The following is a 13,916-nucleotide window of genomic DNA, read 5'->3' on the forward strand; positions in this document are numbered from 1 at the left end:
CGTTATGGGCATCCTCTCTATCGCGCCGCAGCATGTGCGCTTCGCCATTAAGCTCGCCACCGCCATTGTGCTGGCGCTTTTTGTCGGCTTTCACTTCCAGCTTGAGACGCCGCGCTGGGCGGTGCTGACCGCCGCCATCGTCGCGGCGGGGCCCGCCTTTGCCGCAGGCGGCGAGCCGTGGTCTGGCGCTATCCGCTATCGTGGCATGCTGCGCATCGTCGGCACTTTTATCGGCTGTATCGCGGCGCTGGTGATTATTATCTCGATGATCCGCGCGCCGGTGGTGATGCTGATGGTCTGCTGCATCTGGGCGGGCTTCTGTACGTGGATTTCATCGCTGGTAAAAGTGGAGAACTCTTACGCCTGGGGGCTGGCGGGCTACACGGCGCTCATCATCGTCATCACTATTCAGACTGCGCCGCTCTCCACGCCGCAGTTTGCGGTGGAGCGTTGCAGCGAGATAGTGATAGGTATTTTTTGCGCCATCGTCGCCGACCTGCTCTTTTCTCCGCGCTCCATTAAGCGTGAAATCGACCGGGAGCTGGATAGCCTGCTGGTGGCGCAGTTCCAGCTTATGCAGCTTTGCATTAACCACGGCGACAGCGAAGCGCTGGATAAAGCCTGGGGCGCGCTGGTGCGCCGCACCACCGCGCTGGAGGGAATGCGCACCAACCTGAAGATTGAATCGTCGCGCTGGGCGCGGGCTAACCGCCGGTTGAAGGCGCTTAACACCGTGTCGCTGACGATGATTACTCAGGCGTGCGAAACCTGGCTTATTCAGAACAGTCGGCCGGAGGCTATCGCGCCCGAGTACCGTGAGCTGTTCGCCGAGCCGGTGGAAACGGCGGCTGACGTGCATAAGCGGCTTAAGTTTATGCGTCGCGTCATGGCCTGGACTGGTGAGCACGATACGCCAGTCACTATCTATAGCTGGATCGGCGCCGCGACCCGCTACCTGTTGCTGAAACGCGGGGTGATTACCAACGCGAAAATCAGCGCGGTGGAAGAGGAGGTGCTGAGCGGTGAGGTGGTGGTGAGACCGGTTTCGGCAGAACGTCATCACGCCATGATTAACTTCTGGCGTACTACCGTTTCCTGCCTGCTGGGCGCGCTGTTCTGGCTGTGGACCGGCTGGACCTCCGGCAGCGGCGCGATGGTGATGATTGCCGTCGTTACGGCGCTTGCCATGCGTCTGCCGAATCCGCGCATGGTCGCGCTCGACTTCGTCTATGGCATGCTGGCGGCGCTGCCGCTCGGGGCGTTCTATTTCCTTGTGCTTATCCCTGCCACCCAGCAAAGCATGCTGCTGCTCTGCATCAGCCTTGCGCTGCTTGGCTTTTTCATTGGCGTTGAAGTGCAGAAGCGGCGGCTCGGGTCGATGGGGGCGCTTGCAGGAACGATTAACATCATCGTGCTGGATAACCCGATGACCTTTCACTTCAGCCAGTTCCTCGACAGCGCTCTGGGGCAACTGGTGGGCTGTATGCTGGCGATGATGGTGATTCTGGTTATCCGGGATAACTCACAGGCGCAAACCGGGCGTACGCTGCTTAACCAGTTTGTCTCGGCGGCAGTCTCGTCGTTAACCACTAATAAGGCGCGCCGCCGCGAGAACCATCTGCCGGCGCTTTATCAACAGCTTTTTCTGTTGCTGAATAAATTCCCCGGCGATGTGGCGAAATTCCGCCTGGCGCTGAACCTGATTATCGCGCATCAGCGTCTGCGGGAGGTGCCCATTCCTGTGAATGCGGATCTCTCCGCGTTTCACCGCCAGCTGCGCAATACCGCCGATCGGGTGATTGCCGCAAGAAGCGTAGATAAGCGTCGTCAAACCTTTAAGCAACTGCTGGATGAGCTGGATATCTACCAGGAGAAACTGCGCGTCTGGGAGGCGCCGCTGCAGGTTACCGAGCCGGTGAAGCGCCTTACCACGATGCTGCATAAGTATCAGCATGCCCTGACGGACCGCTGATTTTCATCCGTTTTCCCCTCCGGACCGACGCCAGAAGCGTCGGTTTTTTTGTAGCTATACTTACGCAAGACGACAGGACACAACGGTCAGGAGGAGAAGATGACGATGCAAACCCTGGCGGATAACGCCCTTTTTCAGACAGGCTATCTGATTGATGGCACATGGCATACCGCAGCAAGCACCTTCGATGTGCTTAACCCGGCCACAGGCGAGGTGGTAGCGAAAGTCGCTAAGGCAGGCAAGAAAGAGACCGAAGCGGCGATTGCCGCCGCGAGCCGCGCTTTTCCGGCCTGGCGGGCAAAGACGGCGAAAGAACGCTCAGAAATCCTTTACCGTTGGTACCAGCTGATCATTGAGAACAAAAGCTGGCTTGGCGAGCTGATGACCACCGAGCAGGGGAAACCCCGCAAGGAGGCGGAAGGCGAGGTGGAGTACGCCGCAAGCTTTATTCAGTGGTTCGCCGAGCAGGCCAAGCGCGCCAACGGCGAGATAATCCCGCCCATTAAGCCGGGTTCCCGCATTCTGGCGACCCGAGAGCCGGTGGGCGTCGTGGCGGCCATTACGCCCTGGAACTTCCCGATGGCAATGCTGACCCGCAAGCTTGGTCCGGCGCTCGCCGCAGGCTGCACCGGGGTGATTAAGCCCGCCAACAATACGCCGCTTTCCGCTTTCGCGCTGCTGGCGCTGGCTAAGCAGGCGGGGGTGCCGGACGGCGTGCTCAATGCCGTGGCGGGCAACACCTCGGAAATCAGCGACGCCATTATGGCCAGCCCGCAGGTGCGTAAAATCTCCTTCACCGGTTCTACCGCCGTAGGGAAAACGCTGATGCGCAACGCGGCGGAAACCATGAAGAAGGTCTCCATGGAGCTTGGCGGCAACGCGCCTTATATCGTTTTTGACGACGCCGATATCGACGCGGCGGTAAAAGGGGCTATCGCCAATAAATTCCGTAATGCAGGCCAGGTATGCGTAAGCGTAAACCGCTTTTTTATTCAGGACGGGATTTACGAGCGCTTCGTGAATCAGCTGGCGGAAGCGGTTAAGGCGCTTAAAGTCGGCAACGGCATGGATGACGGCGTGGTCGTCGGCCCGCTGATTGAGCAATCGGCCGTGGATAAAGTACGTGAACACGTCGAAGACGCGGTAGCGAAAGGGGCAAAAGTGCTGGTGGGCGGCAAGCCGCACGAACTGGGCGGCAACTTCTGGCAACCTACCGTCCTGATTGACGCTAACGACGAAATGAAGCTTGCGCAGGAAGAGACGTTTGGCCCGCTGGCGGCCTGCTTCCGTTTTAAAACGGAAGAGGAGGTGATTCAGCGCGCCAACAATACCCCTTATGGCCTTGCGGCTTACTTCTACACGCAAAACCTGCAACGCGTTTTCCGCGTTTCCCAGCAGATTGAGAGCGGCATGATTGGCATTAACGAATGTGCGGTATCAACGGAACTGGGGCCGTTTGGCGGAGTAAAAGAGTCAGGTCTGGGACGCGAAGGGTCGGTGCTGGGGCTGGAAGAGTTTATGGAAGTGAAAACCCTGCATCTGGGCGGACTCTGAAACAGAGGGCGGCCTGCGGGCCGCTCCATAGACCGGTGACGCAGCATGAAAATCTACACCTTCGATTTCGATGAAATTACCGATCAGGCGGATTTTTACCGGGAGTTTTCCCGCACCTTTGGTCTGGCCAAAAATCAGGTAAACGATCTGGATGCGCTATGGGAGGTGGTAACTGAAGGGGGATTGCCGCTACCGCTGGAGATAGAGTTTGTGCATCTGGGAGAGGAGCAGCGTCGGCGTTATGGGGCGCTGATTTTGCTTTTTGACGAAGCAGAAGAGGAGCTGGAAGGTCAGCTCCGCTTCAATGTACGTCATTCAACATAGGACAGGCACTTAAAAAGGCCCCTGCGAAAACAGGGGCAAGTCGTCAGACAAGACGACGAGGGTTACTTATACAGTTCAGCGGTGGCGTGCCAGTGGTCACCCTGAGTCAGTTCAGTGATGCGATAGCTGCTGGCGCCTTCTTTTTCCGCTTTTTCCGCCAGCTGCTGGCGAATATCCATTGGCGCGCCCGTTACCTGAGTGACAGAAACGCTGCCCATCGGCTGGAGGTTTTGCGCCTGCTGGGTGTTGACTTGTTGTACTGCGGCGCTGGCGCCAAAAGAGATAATTGAGGCCAGGCCCAGGGCTGCGATGGTAAATGGGGTTTTCATTGTCTTAACTCCTCGTCAAAGCACCCAACGGCCGGAAGGGTTGAAACGCTATTTTTCTGCTTGAGGCCGTTGCGTGCGTTTATGGCTATTCAGAACTTTTACTTTTAACGCGTTGTTTATTTGTAGAGCTCAGCGGTAGCGTGCCAGTGGTCGCCGGTACGCGCTTCGATGATGCGATAAGAAGACGCGCCTTTTTCCTGCGCTTTCTGATCCAGCATTTCACGCATATCCATCGGGACGCTGCCTACCGCGTCAACGGTGACAGTACCGATAGCCTGGCGGTTTTGCGCCTGGTCGGCATTGATGGAAGATGCTGCGAAAGCACCGAAAGAAAGCACAGAAAGAACGGTTGCGGCTGCTACGGTAGATTTAATGTTCATATTGTTTACCTCGTCGTATTTATTATTACTGGTCACTGTTCCGTGACCCTCATCACAAAAACAAGTATACACTAGTCACCCAAAAAATTAATAACAGGCTAATGGTTTCCTATGAAACTTTGAGTCTGGAGTGATGTTTATTTATTACCGAACGTTATAAAAATGGTTAAAATTTAGCCAATATTTTTTATTATTTCTTATGAATCAATAAGATATTTTATTTTTGCAATTTGTGCGGTTTTCTTTTTCTAATACACTGGGTGAATGGTTTTCAGCAGACGAAGCGACTGGTTAAGCGGGAGATGGCAGAAGAAGGTAAAAGAAGGGAACAACGCTCCCGCTACGATATAGCGGGAGCGGGGCATCAGAGTTCCTGTTCGAAAAGCACCAGGATGGCTTCGTAAAGCTCTTTGACCGTGAAGCCGCGCGCGGGCGTAGTGAAGATAGTATCGTCCCCTGCGATGGTGCCGAGGATGCCTTCCGCTTTGCCGAGGGAATCCAGCAGGCGAGCAATCAGCTGCGCCGCGCCTGGGCTTGTGTGAATGACGACTACGGCGTCGTTATAGTCGATATCCAGCACCAGGTTTTTAAGCGGGCTGGACGTGGTCGGTACGCCAAGCTCAACCGGCAGGCAGTAAACCATCTCCATTTTGGCGTTGCGGGTGCGCACGGCGCCAAACTTGGTCAGCATGCGGGAGACTTTTGACTGGTTGATATTCTCAAAGCCTTCGTCCTGCAGCGCCTGGACAATCTCACCCTGCGAACTGAATTTTTCTTCTTTGAGTAATGCTTTAAACGCTTTAACTAACTCTTCTTGTTTTGCGGAGCTGCGCATACGTCACCCGTGGTCAGGCCAATAAGAACAACATTATTATGCATAAAATTGAATTTTTATGCAAATTATCTGCCGTGAGCGGGGCTGAAATAATGTTATGAAAGCGGCGGATTTTATCAAATTTTGTTATCAAGGAACATGCCTGCGTCACGACTCGAAAATAAGCGATAAAGTAAAACAATTGTTATCAAAATGATGTTGTTTTGCTGTCGCGAGAGGGTGTAATGTAACCGCCTGTTGATATGTTGCTCCGGTAGTGACCCGGCGAGCCCGATAGTCTCCGTGCACCGGTAAAGCCGCCGCATCGCTTTCAGTAAAGCGCGTCAGGAGTCGCAAACTGAAGGCCAGAAGATTGTACTCATTTCAGCTCTGAATGATTATGGTCGCCACCAATGGAGTAACGGCACACTTTAGCTCACCATAATAAGGAGTTTAGGATGAAAGTTGCAGTCCTCGGCGCGGCAGGTGGTATTGGCCAGGCGCTTGCCCTTCTACTCAAGACCCAACTGCCTTCAGGTTCAGAACTCTCTCTGTATGACATCGCACCGGTTACCCCAGGGGTAGCGGTTGACCTGAGTCATATCCCTACCGACGTAAAAATCAAAGGCTTCTCCGGCGAAGACGCTACCCCGGCGCTGGAAGGCGCAGACGTGGTGCTGATCTCCGCAGGCGTGGCGCGTAAGCCGGGCATGGACCGTTCCGATCTCTTTAACGTGAACGCCGGCATCGTGAAAAACCTGGTTCAGCAGATCGCGACGACCTGCCCGAAAGCCTGTATCGGCATCATCACCAACCCGGTTAACACCACCGTGGCGATTGCTGCGGAAGTGCTGAAAAAAGCGGGCGTGTACGACAAGAACAAACTGTTCGGCGTGACCACGCTGGATATCATTCGCTCCAATACCTTTGTGGCGGAGTTAAAAGGCAAGCAGCCGACCGAGATCGACGTACCGGTTATCGGCGGTCACTCTGGCGTGACCATTCTGCCGCTGCTGTCGCAGATCCCAGGCGTTAGCTTCTCCGAGCAGGAAGTGGCCGACCTGACCAAACGTATCCAGAACGCGGGCACCGAAGTGGTGGAAGCGAAAGCGGGCGGGGGTTCTGCAACCCTCTCTATGGGCCAGGCGGCGGCGCGCTTTGGGCTTTCCCTGGTGCGCGCATTGCAGGGCGAGCAGGGCGTAGTCGAGTGCGCTTATGTGGAAGGCGACGGCGAATACGCTCGCTTCTTCTCTCAGCCGCTGCTGCTGGGTAAAAACGGTATCGAAGAGCGTAAATCCATCGGCACCCTGAGCGCGTTCGAACAGCAGGCGCTGGAAGGCATGCTGGATACGCTGAAAAAAGATATCACGCTGGGCGAAGAGTTTGTTAACAAGTAAGAACGCTAGCCTGAAAAAAAACCGGAACACAGGTTCCGGTTTTTTTATGTCTGCCGTTTAGTTGGTGGCGGGGTATTCCTGAATCGTCACCTGCAGCGTAATGCGCTGGTCATTGCGCATGACCTCAACCGGGATAACTGAGCCGGGACGAATCTCCGCAACCTGGTCCATGGTTTCCAGCGCAGAGACCGCAGGCTTGTTATTCACCGAGACAATAACATCATTCACCTGAATGCCCGCGCGCGCCGCCGGGCCATCCGGCGCCACTTCATTTACGACAATGCCCTGGATCTGGTCAATGCCTGCTGCTGGCGCATGCAGCGGCGTGATTTCACGTCCGCCGATGCCGATATAGCCACGAATAACGCGGCCATCGCGGATAAGCTTATCCATTATCTTGGTGGCAAGCTGCGTGGGAATCGCGAAGCCCAGCCCTTCTGGCGTTTCGCCGTCATTACTTTTATCAAACGACAGGGTGTTGATGCCCATCATCTCGCCGAGCGAGTTCACCAGCGCGCCGCCGGAGTTGCCATGGTTGATGGAGGCGTCAGTCTGCAGGAAGTTCTGTCTGCCCGTAGGGTTCAGCCCCACGCGGCCGGTGGCGCTGATAATCCCCTGGGTGATGGTCTGCCCGAGGTTATAGGGGTTGCCTATAGCTAACACCACATCGCCAATATGCGGTGTACGTCTGGGGTTAATCGGAATAGTCGGCAGGTTCGCGGCATTGATTTTCAGCACGGCAAGGTCCGTCAGACTATCGGAGCCGACCAGCAGCGCCTCAAAAACACGGCCATCCTGCAACGCGACGATAATCTGGTCGGCGTCATTAATGACGTGCTTATTGGTAATGATGTAGCCGCGCTGATCCATGATAACGCCAGAGCCGAGCGTGCGAATTTCCAGCTGGTTGCGCCCGCCGTTGCTGACGCCGCGATTATAAACATTGACGACCGCTGGCGCGGCGCGCTTCACCGCCGCATTGTAGCTGACCGGCGTTTCATCGGCGCTATCATAGACCGGCGTCGACAGCGGGTTAATCTGGCGCAGCGAGGGCATGACCGCCAGCAGTATCGCCGCGACAATCAGGCCGAGCACTATCGGACGTAAAAACTTAAGAAACATGGGCATGGGTTAGTTAATCAGGAAGACGACCGCAGCATAGCATGAGTTATGCGGACATCCCACGCGGGTGGGATGTCCTGCACGGCTTTATTAGCGCAACAGTAAATAGATGCTTTCGTTGCCGCGCACCACATGGAGCGCAATAACGGCGGGCTTGCTCTCCAGAACTTTGCGCATTTCGGCGATGGAGCGTACGCGGTCGCGGTTCACGCCGATTATCACATCATCTTTATGCAGGCCGATTTGCGCCGCCGCGCTGCCTTTTTCCACCTCGGCTATGGTAACGCCTTTGGTGCCGTCTTTCAGTTGACCATCGCTCAGGGTGGCGCCTTGCAGGGCCGGCGCGATCATCTCCGCGCTGGCGGAGGAGGCCGTGCTTTTATCCAGCGTCACTTCCACTTCCTGAGGCTTGCCGTCGCGCAGCAGGCCAAGCTTTACTTTGGTTCCCGGTTCGGTGGTGGCGATGCGCGAACGCAGCTCGGCAAAGCTGCTCAGCGGCTTGCCGTTCAGGCTGATAATCACGTCGCCTGGCTTGATGCCCGCTTTTGCCGAACCCGAGTTAGCCAGCACTTCGCTGACGAATGCTCCGCGTTGCACGTTAAGATTAAAGGCTTTGGCGATATCGGCGCTCATCTCGGTGCCTTTAATGCCAAGCAGGCCGCGGCGGATTTCGCCGAACTGGATAAGCTGGTTCGCCAGCGTTTGCGCCATATTGCTGGGGATAGCAAAACCGATGCCGATGCTGCCGCCTCCTGGCGCCAGAATCGCGGTATTAATGCCTATCAGTTCGCCGTTGAGGTTTAACAGCGCGCCGCCGGAGTTGCCGCGGTTAATGGAGGCGTCGGTCTGGATGAAATTCTCCAGTCCTTCAAGGTTTAACCCGCTGCGACCCAGTGCCGAGATGATGCCGGAGGTTGCCGTCTGGCCGAGGCCGAACGGGTTGCCGACCGCAATAGCGAAGTCGCCCACGCGCAGGCTGTCGGAATCGGCGATTTTTATCTGGGTCAGATTAGTGGCGTTCTGTAGTTGCAGCAGGGCGATGTCGCTCTGGTCGTCGCTGCCGATAAGTTTGGCGTCGAACTCACGGCCATCGTTAAGCTGAACGCTGATTTTCTCGGCATGATTTACCACGTGATTGTTGGTCAGCACGTAGCCTTTCGCCGCGTTAATAATGACGCCGGAGCCCAGCCCTTCAAATGGCTGCGCCTGCTGGTCCGGCAGCTCGTCGCCGAAATATTTTTTCAGCTCTTCCGGCACCTTCTGGCCTTCCGGCGCGGCGGTTCCTTCCACCTGCACGCTGACCACGGCGGGCAAGACTTTTTCCAGAACCGGCGCGAGGCTTGGCAATGCGGCCTGGCCTGGAACTTGCGAAGGCAATGCGGCTACTGCCTGAAAGGGCGCCGAGAGAGATAACCCGACACTTAACGCTAATGCACTCAACAGCAGGGTTTGTTTTTTCATCGATGCTGGCTCTCGCAACCTGGAAGAAGGAAAGGATACCCAAAACGTACTGATATTATTGAATTCCCTGTCGGGTAACAATGGGGGGCATAAGCCGGAGTCTGATTACCATAATCATAGCCAGACCATAAAGAAAGCGGGCGCGAAAAACGCGCCCGGAGGAAAAATATTTACTGCCGCATTAATCGCGGCGGGCGCCGTTGCGCAGCAGGCCGGAGGCGCCTTCAGAATAGTCACGCGGCATCTGCACCGGCGCCTGATCGTTGCTGGCTTCCGATTCCGCCAGACGATTACGGAACGGATTAGACTCAGCGGACATCTCCGGCAGCAGGTTGCTGGAGCTTTTCGCCATATGTTGATAAAGCTGGCGATAGTCGTGCGCCATGTTGTCTAACAGTTCGGCGCTGCGGGCGAAGTGGCTGACCAGTTCCTCGCGGTACTCTTCAAGCTCCGCTTTGTTCTTTTCCAGCTCGTACTGCAAAGCCTGTTGCTGGCGTAATTTGCGGTTGCCGAAACGCATGGCGACGGCACCAATAATGATACCGACCACTAACCCGATTAGCGCATATTCCCAGGTCATGTACATCTCCCGTTGTCTTGTGTTTCCGTAGGGTGGTAACGGCGAGGCTTGCTTGTCTCGTCAGTGCCGTCGCCCAGTTATGCCACTATAACCGCTATTTCAGGAGAAGTGGAATCCTGCTGCGGCATGGCGTAGTGTAGAACGGCCTTTTTTTCGACAGCCGCAGCTCGCGGCGCACCGATATCCAGGGAATAACTATAACACCATGCAAAGCTTCTCTCCGACATCGCGCTATCAACAGGCTCTTAACGAAGGTTCACATCAGCCAGACGATGTACAACGCGAAGCGGTCAGCCGCCTTGATACGATTTATCACGAGCTGACCGGTAATAAAACCGCTCCCGCGGAAAGCGGCGGCCTGCTGGCGAAAGTGGGCAAGCTGTTCGGCAAACGGCCCCAGCCGGAATCCATTACGCCGGTACGCGGCCTTTATATGTGGGGCGGCGTCGGGCGGGGGAAAACCTGGCTGATGGATCTTTTTTATCAGAGTTTGCCGGGCGAGCGGAAACAGCGGCTGCACTTTCACCGCTTTATGCTGAAGGTGCATGAGGATTTAACGGCGCTGCAGGGGCACAGCGACCCGCTGGAAATTATCGCCGATCGCTTTAAAGCGCAGACCGACGTGCTGTGCTTTGATGAGTTTTTTGTCTCCGACATTACCGACGCCATGCTGCTGGGCGGCCTTATGCAGGCCCTGTTCGCGCGCGGCATTACGCTTGTGGCGACCTCCAACATTCCGCCTGACGAGCTTTACCGCAACGGACTGCAACGCGCCCGTTTTCTTCCTGCTATTGAGGCGATTAAGCGCCACTGCGATGTCATGAATGTAGACGCGGGCATTGATTACCGCTTGCGCACCCTGACTCAGGCGCACCTCTGGCTTTCGCCGCTTAATGAAGAAACAAAAGGGCGCATGGAGCAGCTTTATACCGCGCTTGCCGGGGCGAAGCGTCAGGGCGAGCCGGTGCTGGAGATAAACCATCGCCCGCTGCCGACGCTTGGCCTGGAGAACCAGACGCTCGCCGTGGCGTTCCGCACGCTCTGCGTCGACGCCCGCAGCCAGCATGATTACATCGATCTCTCCCGACAGTTTCATACCGTACTGCTGTTCGACGTGCCGGTGATGACCCCGCAAATGGAGAGCGAAGCGCGCCGCTTTATCGCGCTGGTGGATGAGTTTTATGAACGCCACGTGAAGCTTGTTGTTAGCGCGGCTGCGCCATTAATGGAGATTTATCAGGGGCAAAGGCTGAAGTTTGAGTTCCAGCGCTGCCTTTCCCGTTTGCAGGAAATGCAAAGCGAGGAGTATCTGAAACGGGCGCATAAGCCCTGAGCGGGTTTTTCCCCTGTTAAACCGAAAAGCCGGGAAGCCGCAGAAATCCCGCTTTCCATCACAAAAAGGGGTCGATCTTTATACGCGACTTCTCTATAATCCTGCGACCCCACGTTACAACAAAGTTTTTTTCCCAAAACTTTTGTGTGCCGGTGAAACATATCCGAGGGGGTAGGTTTACTGGACAATGTCGTGTGAACCTCAACAGATTATAGGCGTTTGGGTGTTCACCAACGTGTAACTATTTATTTGGGTAAGCTTTTAATGAAAACTTTTACAGCTAAACCAGAAACCGTAAAACGCGACTGGTACGTTGTTGACGCGACCGGTAAAACTCTGGGCCGTCTGGCTACTGAACTGGCACGTCGCCTGCGCGGTAAGCATAAAGCGGAATACACTCCGCACGTTGATACTGGTGATTACATCATCGTTCTGAACGCAGAAAAAGTTGCTGTAACCGGTAACAAGCGTTCTGACAAAATGTACTACCACCACACTGGCCACATCGGTGGTATCAAAGAAGCGACCTTCGAAGAGATGATCGCCCGCCGTCCTGAGCGCGTAATTGAAATCGCGGTAAAAGGCATGCTGCCGAAAGGCCCTCTGGGTCGTGCTATGTACCGTAAACTGAAAGTTTACGCAGGCAACGAGCACAACCACGCGGCGCAGCAACCGCAAGTTCTGGACATCTAATCGGGATTATAGGCAATGGCTGAAAATCAATACTACGGCACTGGTCGCCGCAAAAGCTCCGCCGCTCGTGTGTTTATCAAACCGGGCAACGGTAAAATCGTTATCAACCAGCGTTCTCTGGAACAGTACTTCGGTCGCGAAACTGCCCGCATGGTAGTTCGTCAGCCGCTGGAACTGGTCGACATGGTTGAGAAACTGGATCTGTACATCACCGTTAAAGGTGGTGGTATCTCTGGTCAGGCTGGTGCGATCCGTCACGGTATCACCCGCGCTCTGATGGAGTACGACGAGTCCCTGCGTGGCGAACTGCGTAAAGCAGGCTTCGTTACCCGTGACGCGCGTCAGGTTGAACGTAAGAAAGTCGGCCTGCGTAAAGCACGTCGTCGTCCGCAGTTCTCCAAACGTTAATTCTGTTCTGCTTTTGCAGAATGGCATTATGCAAAAAACCCGGCTTTGCCCGGGTTTTTTTATTGCTGGTTTTCTTTGGCGTGCTAATCCCCTGAATCTGCTTCCTTTTAGGGCAAATCAGGAATCCCTTCACCACAAACCCCGCAAAATCTGGTAAACTATCATCCAATTTTCTGCCCAAATGCTGGTAACTGTTCACGTTTTGGTCAATTAACAGACTGGGATGTCAGTACGGCAGGGAAGGGTAACCCATAAAGGCCGGTCGCCGTGCGGCTGGTAGCAGTATTTTTCTGAATATACCTGGAGGTTTTCATGGCTGTCGCTGCCAACAAACGTTCGGTAATGACGCTGTTTTCTGGTCCTACTGATATCTACAGCCATCAGGTGCGCATTGTGCTGGCTGAAAAGGGTGTCAGCTTTGAAATTGAGCATGTGGAAACGGATAACCTGCCGCAGGATCTGATTGACCTCAACCCAAATCAAAGCGTGCCGACGCTGGTAGACCGTGAGCTGACTCTGTGGGAGTCGCGCATCATTATGGAATATCTTGACGAGCGTTTCCCGCATCCGCCGCTGATGCCGGTTTATCCGGTCGCGCGTGGTGAAAGCCGTCTGTACATGCATCGTATTGAGAAAGACTGGTACTCGCTGATGAACGTCATCGAGAAAGGTTCTGCCCAGGAAGCTGACGCAGCCCGTAAGCAGCTGCGCGAAGAGCTTTTGGCTATCGCGCCGGTGTTCACGCAAAAACCGTTCTTCCTGAGCGACGAGTTCAGCCTGGTGGATTGCTACCTGGCGCCGCTGCTGTGGCGTTTGCCGCAACTGGGCGTGGAACTGGTCGGTGCGGGCGCGAAAGAGCTGAAAGGCTACATGACTCGCGTATTTGAGCGTGATTCGTTCCTTGCTTCGCTGACCGAAGCCGAGCGTGAAATGCGTCTGCAAAGCCGGGGCTAAACCATGGATATGTCACAGCTGTCTCCACGTCGTCCTTATCTGCTGCGAGCCTTCTATGAATGGCTGCTGGATAACCAGCTCACGCCGCACCTTGTCGTGGATGTGACGTTGCCGGGCGTCTCCGTGCCGATGGAGTATGCGCGTGACGGGCAGATCGTACTGAACATCGCGCCGCGTGCGGTAGGCAATCTGGAGCTGGCCAATGACGAAGTGCGCTTTAATGCGCGCTTCGGCGGGGTGCCGCGTCAGGTTTCGGTGCCGCTGGCCGCTGTGCTGGCTATCTACGCCCGTGAAAACGGCGCGGGCACCATGTTCGAGCCGGAAGCCGCCTATGACGAAGCGTTAGCAAGTCTTAACGACGAAATCGTTTCGCAGGAGCCGGAAACGGTGATGTCCGTGATTGACGGCGATAAGCCGGATCACGAAACGGGCGACGATAACCCGGATGACGACCCGCCACCGCGCGGTGGCCGTCCGGCGCTGCGCGTCGTCAAGTAAACAAAACGGGGCCGCTGGCCCTGTTTTTGTTTACAGCTCCTTGTTTCGCCAGCAAAGACCCGGTGTGTTATGCTGAGCCAATCCGCCCTTGTTCGTT

Annotated in this window: 15 protein-coding genes; 9 read left to right on the plus strand and 6 right to left on the minus strand. The window is 55.6% G+C overall.

What is annotated here, in order from left to right:
- The first annotated feature begins 4 nt into the window (after positions 1-4).
- The 3 genes from aaeB to IEX01_RS09535 all read left to right on the plus strand — a co-directional run bounded on the left by aaeB (position 5) and on the right by IEX01_RS09535 (position 3,850).
- Positions 5-1,972 carry a p-hydroxybenzoic acid efflux pump subunit AaeB gene (gene aaeB / locus IEX01_RS09525; RefSeq protein ID WP_024560077.1) on the plus strand — a complete coding sequence of 656 codons (1,968 nt, stop codon included), beginning with the start codon at positions 5-7 and terminating at the stop codon, positions 1,970-1,972.
- Between the two features lie 99 nt (positions 1,973-2,071).
- Complete coding sequence (locus tag IEX01_RS09530) at positions 2,072-3,526, plus strand: NAD-dependent succinate-semialdehyde dehydrogenase (protein WP_188723761.1); 1,455 nt, start codon at positions 2,072-2,074, stop codon at positions 3,524-3,526.
- Positions 3,527-3,571: 45 nt separating this feature from the next.
- Entirely contained in the window at positions 3,572-3,850 is a 279-nt protein-coding gene (locus IEX01_RS09535; RefSeq protein WP_024558845.1) for a barstar family protein, read from the plus strand.
- 62 nt (positions 3,851-3,912) lie between these two features.
- Here IEX01_RS09535 and yhcN (IEX01_RS09540) read toward each other — a convergent pair whose 3' ends face one another.
- The 3 genes from yhcN (IEX01_RS09540) to argR all read right to left on the minus strand — a co-directional run bounded on the left by yhcN (IEX01_RS09540) (position 3,913) and on the right by argR (position 5,394).
- Positions 3,913-4,179: a peroxide/acid stress response protein YhcN gene (gene yhcN / locus IEX01_RS09540; RefSeq protein ID WP_024558844.1), complete on the minus strand. Its 267-nt coding sequence runs from the start codon at positions 4,177-4,179 to the stop codon at positions 3,913-3,915.
- A gap of 116 nt (positions 4,180-4,295) precedes the next feature.
- Positions 4,296-4,559: a peroxide/acid stress response protein YhcN gene (gene yhcN, locus IEX01_RS09545; protein WP_024560079.1), complete on the minus strand. Its 264-nt coding sequence runs from the start codon at positions 4,557-4,559 to the stop codon at positions 4,296-4,298.
- A 364-nt stretch (positions 4,560-4,923) separates the two neighbouring features.
- Complete coding sequence (argR, locus tag IEX01_RS09550) at positions 4,924-5,394, minus strand: transcriptional regulator ArgR (RefSeq protein ID WP_024552571.1); 471 nt, start codon at positions 5,392-5,394, stop codon at positions 4,924-4,926.
- A 437-nt stretch (positions 5,395-5,831) separates the two neighbouring features.
- Between argR and mdh the strand changes: the two genes are divergently transcribed.
- Complete coding sequence (mdh, locus tag IEX01_RS09555; RefSeq protein WP_188723762.1) at positions 5,832-6,770, plus strand: malate dehydrogenase; 939 nt, start codon at positions 5,832-5,834, stop codon at positions 6,768-6,770.
- Between the two features lie 57 nt (positions 6,771-6,827).
- On the opposite strand, the gene degS is transcribed toward mdh, so the two are convergent.
- The 3 genes from degS to zapG form a co-directional block, all read right to left on the minus strand.
- Entirely contained in the window at positions 6,828-7,892 is a 1,065-nt protein-coding gene (degS, locus tag IEX01_RS09560; protein ID WP_024558841.1) for an outer membrane-stress sensor serine endopeptidase DegS, read from the minus strand.
- Between the two features lie 90 nt (positions 7,893-7,982).
- Positions 7,983-9,353, minus strand: a complete 1,371-nt coding sequence (gene degQ, locus IEX01_RS09565) for a serine endoprotease DegQ (RefSeq protein ID WP_024558840.1) — start codon at positions 9,351-9,353, stop codon at positions 7,983-7,985.
- A gap of 181 nt (positions 9,354-9,534) precedes the next feature.
- Positions 9,535-9,933 carry a Z-ring associated protein ZapG gene (gene zapG, locus IEX01_RS09570; protein ID WP_024558839.1) on the minus strand — a complete coding sequence of 133 codons (399 nt, stop codon included), beginning with the start codon at positions 9,931-9,933 and terminating at the stop codon, positions 9,535-9,537.
- A gap of 205 nt (positions 9,934-10,138) precedes the next feature.
- On the opposite strand from zapG, the gene zapE reads away from it, so the two are divergent.
- The 5 genes from zapE to sspB all read left to right on the plus strand — a co-directional run bounded on the left by zapE (position 10,139) and on the right by sspB (position 13,819).
- The gene (gene zapE / locus IEX01_RS09575) at positions 10,139-11,266 is read left to right on the plus strand and encodes a cell division protein ZapE (protein WP_188723763.1); all 1,128 of its coding nucleotides are present in this window, start codon (positions 10,139-10,141) and stop codon (positions 11,264-11,266) included.
- Between the two features lie 264 nt (positions 11,267-11,530).
- Positions 11,531-11,959: a 50S ribosomal protein L13 gene (gene rplM, locus IEX01_RS09580; RefSeq protein ID WP_002437467.1), complete on the plus strand. Its 429-nt coding sequence runs from the start codon at positions 11,531-11,533 to the stop codon at positions 11,957-11,959.
- A gap of 15 nt (positions 11,960-11,974) precedes the next feature.
- Positions 11,975-12,367 (plus strand): 30S ribosomal protein S9, encoded by a 393-nt coding sequence (gene rpsI / locus IEX01_RS09585; protein ID WP_000829815.1) that lies wholly within the window; start codon positions 11,975-11,977, stop codon positions 12,365-12,367.
- A gap of 312 nt (positions 12,368-12,679) precedes the next feature.
- Positions 12,680-13,321, plus strand: coding sequence for a stringent starvation protein SspA (sspA, locus tag IEX01_RS09590; RefSeq protein WP_024558837.1), 642 nt, complete (start codon positions 12,680-12,682; stop codon positions 13,319-13,321).
- A gap of 3 nt (positions 13,322-13,324) precedes the next feature.
- The gene (gene sspB, locus IEX01_RS09595) at positions 13,325-13,819 is read left to right on the plus strand and encodes a ClpXP protease specificity-enhancing factor (protein WP_024558836.1); all 495 of its coding nucleotides are present in this window, start codon (positions 13,325-13,327) and stop codon (positions 13,817-13,819) included.
- Positions 13,820-13,916: the final 97 nt, after the last annotated feature.

The sequence above is a fragment of the Franconibacter daqui genome (assembly GCF_014644275.1).
Lineage (GTDB): Bacteria > Pseudomonadota > Gammaproteobacteria > Enterobacterales > Enterobacteriaceae > Franconibacter > Franconibacter pulveris.